We start from the raw sequence: 6,946 nt of genomic DNA, 5'->3' as shown, positions 1-6,946 counted from the left end.
GCATTACGGCGCGCAGACGATCCTGGTATGAATACATGAACTACTCCCAAGTAGTCCAAGATTTTGTCCGCATCCCCCAGCTCGCTACGGCTTGGCGATTACGGATATCCAATCGGTCGTGTCCTCGGCGGTGGGCGGTGAAAACGTAGGCGAGGTGATCGATGGGCGTCAGCGCTTTCCTATCAACGTGCGATACCCTCGTGAAATACGAGACTCATTGGAAAAACTGCGCGAGATCTCCATTGTCACCGACAAGGGGGCCCAGATCCGCCTTGGCGATGTCGCAAATCTGAAGATCTCCGATGGCCCACCCATGATACGCAGTGAAAACGCCCGATTGACGGGATACGTCTACGTGGATATTCAAAACGCGGATCTCTCCTCTGCAGTCAAAGCGATGCAGCAGGCCGTGGCCAAGAATGTCACGCTGCCAGCGGGGTATTCAATTGCGTGGTCCGGGCAATTTGAGTATCTGGAACGGGCTGAAGCGACGCTAAAAATGGTCATCCCCATGACCCTTGCCCTGATCTTTGTCCTCCTGTTCATGACCTTCAATTCGGCAGCCGATGCCCTGCTCTTAATGCTCACCGTGCCATTTGCTCTGGTCGGCGGCTTCTGGCTGATCTGGTCGCTCGGCCACGCCATCTCGGTGGCTACAGCGGTCGGATTTATCGCTCTTGTCGGCGTCTCGGCTGAGTTCGGCGTGGTCATGCTGCTGTATCTGAAAACCGCGCTAAACAGTCGGCTGCAGGCGGGTAAAAAGCTGACCGAGTCCTTGCTGTTAGAGGCAATTCAAGAGGGAGCAGTCCTGCGCGTTCGACCCAAATCCATGACCGTAGCCGTCATCTTGGGCGGGCTATTTCCCATCATGCTGGGTGAGGGAACCGGTTCGGAAGTCATGCAGCGGATTGCTGCACCCATGATCGGCGGGATGGTGACCGCACCTATTTTGTCTATGTTCGTGATTCCCGCAGCCTGGTATTTGCTGCAGCGGCGGCGCATCCACCGCTCTTAACTCAATTCGTCATTCACACGACGTCTGTCTGGCACGAAGGTGCCACCTCTTTCACTTTGGAGAAAATTATGAACAAACTAGCCACTCTCTCAATTGCAGTCATTTTGACCTTCGGAATGACTCCTGCAGTCTTTGCTGGCGATGGTATGAAAATGGATATGATGGGCATGGGCACACAAGACGCTTCAGCTTCGCATGCAGACATGGATCTAGCCGAAGGCACCGTTCGCAAAGTAGATCAGCAAACTGGAATGGTGACCCTTGAGCATGGCGAACTTAAAAATGTCGGCATGCCGCCCATGACAATGGCCTACAAGACCAAGGACGCTGCGACGCTCCAGCAGGCTAAAGAAGGCGGAAAGGTGAAATTCCGCCTGGAGAACATCAACGGCGCGTATGTCATCACGACGTTAAAAAAGCAGTAATCTGAGAAACTTGAGCACCATCCTAGACAGTAAGGGATGGTGCTTTACAGTCACTCAACCTCGCTCACTATGCCACTGACAACGACTTCCTTTTCGTGGCTCATAGCCGCCGCGATGAGCGTTGACGCCATTTTTGGGGCAGCTTCCTTGCGTTCACTATACCGATCAGTCAGATAATCGGAGCGGTCCCGAACCAGCAATGTGAACTTGTACAGTTCCTCCATGACATCCACGACGCGATCATAGTACGAAGACGGCTTCATTCGGCCATGCTCGTCAAACTCCTGGTAAGCCTTGGCCACCGAAGACTGATTGGGGATCGTGACCATCCGCATCCAGCGCCCGAGGATGCGTAACGCATTGACTGCATTGAAGGACTGCGAGCCACCATTAACCTGCATAACAGCGAGCGTACGACCTTGCGTGGGACGCACGCCGCCGCTTTCCAAGGGCAGCCAGTCGATCTGATTCTTAAACACGGCAGTGAGCGTGCCATGTCGCTCTGGACTACACCAGACTTGGCCCTCAGACCACTCGGATAGCTTTCGAAGCTCAACAACCTTGGGGTGATCCGCAGATACGCTATCAACGACCGGCAAGCCATGCGGGTCAAAAACCCGAGTTTCAGCACCAAAATGCTGTAAAAGCCGCTCGGCTTCTAACGTGAGCAGTCGGCTATATGAGGTCTCCCGAAGCGACCCGTACAACAATAGAATGCGAGGGGGATGTTGGCTAGGCGCCAGTGACTCCAGCTTACTCAAGTCAGGTGCATCCAGCACTGCCGGAACGATGTTGGGTAGTGTTTCGATCATGCGCTTACCCTCCGGCCTGTCGAGTCGATCACCACTTCCCCGTCCTCCTTGGAAAAGGCACCTCGCTGGGGAGAAGGCAGAATCTCAAGCACGAGCTCTGACGGCCGGCATAAGCGCACCCCAAGCTCTGTGACGACGAACGGGCGATTAATCAGGATCGGATGCGCCAACATAGCGTCTAATAATTGATCATCGGTCAGATCAAGGTTATCCAGACGGAGCTCCGCATAGGGCGTGCCTTTTTCTCGGATCGCCTGGCGCACTGTTAGCCCTGCCTGGCGAATCATGTCTTGCAGTTCAGCACGGGTCGGCGGTGCACTCAGATACTCGATCACCTGCGGCTCTATGCCCGCATTGCGAATCATGGCCAGCGTGTTGCGAGAGGTCCCGCACGCGGGGTTGTGATAGATGGTTGTAGACATTGTGAATCCTTAGCTTGCCTTGGCTTCGTACCAAGGGCGTGAGCGATTAACGATGCGAACCACGACCAGCATGAGGGGCACCTCGATGAGCACGCCGACCACGGTAGCGAGTGCCGCACCTGATTGGAAACCGAACAGGCTGATAGCCGTAGCCACAGCCAGTTCAAAGAAATTGCTGGCCCCGATCAGAGCCGATGGGCCCGCTACACAATGGGCTACGCTCAATCGGCGATTCAGGTAGTACGCCAGACCCGAGTTCAGCACGACCTGAATCAGGATCGGAATAGCTAGCAATAGAATAATCAGCGGCTTTTCAACGATCGCATTGCCCTGGAAGCCAAACAGCAGAACCAGCGTAGCCAACAGTGCAGCGATGGAATACGGGCCCAATGCGCTGACCACACGCTGATACGTCGCTTCTCCCCTGGAGAGCAGTAGCTTACGGATCACCTGCGCAATAAGCACCGGGATGATGATGTACAGCACGACCGATGTAATCAGCGTATCCCACGGCACCGAGATCGAGGAGAGCCCGAGCAATAGTGCGACGACTGGTGCGAACGCCACGATCATGATGGCATCGTTCAGTGCCACCTGGGATAGCGTGAAATAAGGGTCGCCTTTGCATAGCTGCGACCAGACAAAAACCATTGCGGTGCATGGCGCGGCTGCCAGCAGAATCAGACCCGCCACATAGCTATCGAGCTGGTCTGCGGGTAACCAGTCTGCAAACAGGTGGCGTATGAAGATCCAGGCCAAGAGCGCCATCGAAAACGGCTTCACCAGCCAATTTACGAATAACGTCACGCCGATGCCACGCCAGTGGCTGGTTACCTGCCCCATGGCGGCGAAATCGATCTTGATCAGCATGGGGATGATCATGACCCAGATCAGCAGGCCCACCGGCAGGTTAACTTGTGCCACCTCCACAGCCGCGATGCCTTGAAATACCCCTGGCATGCCTTGGCCGAGCAAGATGCCCGCGATGATACAGAGCAGCACCCAAACGGTCAGGTAGCGCTCAAAGAAGCTGATACCGCCGCCCTGCGGAAGAGCGGCTACTTGCGCAACTGAGCTCATTCCTTAGGCTCCGTGGCTTGTTGACTGCTAGCGCTATAGGCCCGAAGGCACTCTTTACCCAGCACATTGAAAATTCTGTCAGACATGATCGAATAGTGTTTGGAAGTCACGAGAGTTGGCTCATTGGGTCCTAGCAGCAAGCTGAGCCAGGCTTACAGCACGCATTTTCTGCCTTGGGCGCTATGTCAAAGGAGCTCGGTACAGGCGTACAGCACACGCCACTGCTGTCTGTTGCCTGGCGAGACTGGCCATAGGTCGGTGCGCTCTCCAGCGTCTGGAATGACTCCCAGGCCACGCCTTGGGGATCGACAGACCAGTACTTGTCGGACTTCGCATAGCAACAGGTTGTATTGCTTTGCTCCTGCAGAGGGAGGCTCGCACTTACCAGGCGATCTTGCATCTCTGCCAGCTCCTCATCGGTTTCCACCTGAATACCCAAGTGATCGACACCGAGCTTGTCTGGCGAAGTGCCTCGGGCGGAGATCGCAAAATTTACTCGTGGATCGTCGAGCGCCCATTTCGCATAATCTGGTTTGACCGTTGTGGGTTCGGCTGCAAAGAGTGCTGAGTAGTAGCGGATGCTGGCCGACAGATCGGCTACCGCGACATGGACATGAAAGCGCTTCATGATTTGGACTCCAATGTGGTGTCACAGCTGGTGATGGGCGAGCACGGATTGCCGCCACAGCAGTTCTCCGTGAGGTAACCAAGCAAATCGTTCATCGTCTCGTAGCGCGCTGAATAAATAATCGACCGCCCATCCTGACGACTGGCGAGTAATCCTGCCCGGTGTAGCTCTTTCAAATGAAAGGACAATGATGAGGCGGGTATCTCCATCAACTCGGCGATACGCCCTGCGGGCAGACCCTCTGGCCCGGCTTGCACCAAGAGGCGATAGACCGATAAGCGAATCGGGTGAGCTAGGGCAGCAAGCGCCTCAAGAACTGAATCTGTTTCCATATTTCTACTATAGTCGAACAATAGAACGCTTGCAACCAATTTATGGAGTTTTGGTCGGGAGTATCTAGCTCAGGGGCTCAGCAGTAATTTTTCTCGAAAATATCCCGATATTTCCACTGAGCCGGTCGAGTAGATGCTGTAAGTTGTGCGCCATCCCATGCTGCAAAGGGATGACGCCTCTTTCGCCTATACGAGCCTAACTATTTAGACGTAGACGAGGACGGTGCTTCAAGTTTATCGGCATATTTCATCATAATCTCGCCCATGGAGCGCATCATCTCGCCATGCATCTGCATCATGACTTTTCCGTTGGGCCCTCCTTCTGAGCCCATCATCGGACAACCGCCCATCATTCCCATCATGCCACCACCCATCATGCCGCCCTCGCCCATGCCACCACGCATCATATGGCCCATTCTGGGTGTATTGCCATCCTGCGTCATCCCTGACGCATTGGGCATGGTCACGGTGCTATCACCGCTAGGTGTCGCTGCAAAGGCTACGTTGCCCATACCCAACAAAAGAACGGTAAAAGATGCAATAAGCAATCTCGTCGTATTCATGTATATCTCCTAGATTCAATTAACTCCACGCGCGGCCCTGCGGATTACGCAGGCGCCAATTCGGAAAAGCTCGTTAAATAAATATTCTGTGCGTACGCGGAGGCGGAGGCATAACATCTGGAAGAAACTGATCGGGAAGAAAATTGCTGGGCAGGTCATAAGCCATCGAGACAGCTATAACCGCCAATTGAGGTCTATCAGGTAGTACAGCCACCATGCATGACAATGACATGCAAGCCCCACTGTGAAACCCCGGCGGGGCCGTGGCAATAGGCATTTGCCCATTGTGCAGGTTTTCATGAACATCTCGACCGACCACTACCTGAGCCTCTGTGGACATAGTCATCATCGGCATATCAGGGCATACAGTCGCCTGTGCGATGGATCCGAATAGTGATATCCACGCGATCAAAATGCACACAAAAGCTTTGATCCAGGTCATTTAACTAGTATAGGTTAACGGCTGACATACTGCTATAGCTAGTCCTTGATGGTGAATGACATTAAAGCTTTGTCCTGGATTACCAGGATGATCAGGGATGGGAGAGCACGATGATTGGCTAGGCATAACTGCGCTTCGCGCGTGGGCGGATTCAGCAGGCGGGACAAGACCCTCACGGCACGCATGCAACTGCGCTCGAGCAAAATAAAGTCACCAAAACAGCAAAAACACTATATATAGTGGCATGAAGCCTAGATGGACACGATATATGGTATTAAAATAGCGCTGTATTGGTGTTTTGCTCCAGGAACGCCGACTCCCAAACCACTGGGGCGATAGGAACAATGATGGCTATCAATAGCAAGCAAACCTCCTCCCGTGTCGCATCAACTGCGGGAAAAACACTGAGCAATCCTTCCGCCAGTGCCCTTCAAAAGTCACTTGCAGGCGGAGCCTTGCGCCAGACAGGCTCACACGCCCAAACTGGCGCTGGGATGGAAGCACGTGCCTCTCGTGCCCTGGACAACCCTCGCTCAGCTTCCGTAACTAAAACCTTGGCTGCAAGCTTGGTTTCCCAATCAAACAAAGGTCGTTAAGCTACCGCAAGGTGCACTAGGCTGGGACAATAACCTTTTCCCAGCCTACTATTTAGCTCGGCTGTGAGGTACCCATCAGGTACAGCCCTTGATCTATCGAAAGCTGTAAACCTGACACGACTACCCATAACCGACGGTTTTGCAGCAGTAATCACACTAGGTGCATTAAATAATGCACGATGACCGTAAAACACTGCGTTCAGCGCACTGGCCCAAACCAAGGTGTGTAATAGCTCTAATCAACAATAAACAAAGGGGAACCAGTGCCAGTCGAAGGCCCATTGCCACAAACCGGAAACCAACAAGACATTGGGGCGGATGCTGAGCGGTGCTTCAGGGCACGCATGCCGAGGAACTGGCGTCCACACAGCCTTGATGGAGATGATGACTACGGACTGGACTATCAAGTCCAAACCACGCCGGGTCAACGTGCCACCGATATATTCCGAGTCCAACTCAAAGGCACTACATCTCCGGACCTATCCTCTAATGGCGAGTTCATCTCCATTCAGTTAAAGGCTTCGACTGTTCGGTTCTATGACAGGATTGTGGAGCCTGGTTGACGTCAACTATCCTGAGCGGCGGGCGTCAATCATCTTGAGCGGTGCTTGGGGCAGTCATGGCTACTTTT

General features: G+C 53.8%; 7 protein-coding genes and 1 pseudogene. 2 read left to right on the top strand and 6 right to left on the bottom strand.

Annotation, left to right across the window (positions count from 1 at the left end):
* Positions 1–79 precede the first annotated feature (79 nt).
* Together ABS761_RS16605 and ABS761_RS16600 are read left to right on the top strand one after the other, a co-directional pair.
* Positions 80–1,000, top strand: a pseudogene (locus tag ABS761_RS16605) (efflux RND transporter permease subunit); the annotation flags it as partial.
* Positions 1,001–1,083: 83 nt separating this feature from the next.
* Positions 1,084–1,440, top strand: a complete 357-nt coding sequence (locus tag ABS761_RS16600; RefSeq protein WP_350409509.1) for a copper-binding protein — start codon at positions 1,084–1,086, stop codon at positions 1,438–1,440.
* A gap of 50 nt (positions 1,441–1,490) precedes the next feature.
* Here the strand turns inward: ABS761_RS16600 and arsH are convergent, their stop codons facing one another.
* From arsH to ABS761_RS16570, 6 genes are all read right to left on the bottom strand, one after another.
* Complete coding sequence (arsH, locus tag ABS761_RS16595; protein WP_350409508.1) at positions 1,491–2,252, bottom strand: arsenical resistance protein ArsH; 762 nt, start codon at positions 2,250–2,252, stop codon at positions 1,491–1,493.
* On the bottom strand, positions 2,249–2,674 hold the full coding sequence (arsC, locus tag ABS761_RS16590) for an arsenate reductase (glutaredoxin) (protein WP_350409507.1): 426 nt from the start codon (positions 2,672–2,674) through the stop codon (positions 2,249–2,251). The genes arsH and arsC overlap by 4 nt, the downstream gene beginning before the upstream one ends.
* Positions 2,675–2,683: 9 nt before the next feature.
* Positions 2,684–3,754 carry an ACR3 family arsenite efflux transporter gene (arsB, locus tag ABS761_RS16585; protein WP_350409506.1) on the bottom strand — a complete coding sequence of 357 codons (1,071 nt, stop codon included), beginning with the start codon at positions 3,752–3,754 and terminating at the stop codon, positions 2,684–2,686.
* Positions 3,755–3,884: 130 nt separating this feature from the next.
* The gene (locus ABS761_RS16580; RefSeq protein ID WP_350409505.1) at positions 3,885–4,382 is read right to left on the bottom strand and encodes an ArsI/CadI family heavy metal resistance metalloenzyme; all 498 of its coding nucleotides are present in this window, start codon (positions 4,380–4,382) and stop codon (positions 3,885–3,887) included.
* Complete coding sequence (locus ABS761_RS16575) at positions 4,379–4,714, bottom strand: ArsR/SmtB family transcription factor (RefSeq protein ID WP_350409504.1); 336 nt, start codon at positions 4,712–4,714, stop codon at positions 4,379–4,381. Before ABS761_RS16575 ends, ABS761_RS16580 begins: the two co-directional genes overlap by 4 nt.
* 200 nt (positions 4,715–4,914) lie before the next feature.
* The gene (locus tag ABS761_RS16570; RefSeq protein ID WP_350409503.1) at positions 4,915–5,277 is read right to left on the bottom strand and encodes a hypothetical protein; all 363 of its coding nucleotides are present in this window, start codon (positions 5,275–5,277) and stop codon (positions 4,915–4,917) included.
* Between the last annotated feature and the right edge of the window lie 1,669 nt (positions 5,278–6,946).

The sequence above is a fragment of the Castellaniella sp. GW247-6E4 genome (genome assembly GCF_040276065.1).
Classification (GTDB): Bacteria; Pseudomonadota; Gammaproteobacteria; order Burkholderiales; family Burkholderiaceae_B; genus Castellaniella.
Note: the sequence above shows the minus strand (reverse complement) of the source record. Positions and strands in the feature narration are given on the sequence as shown.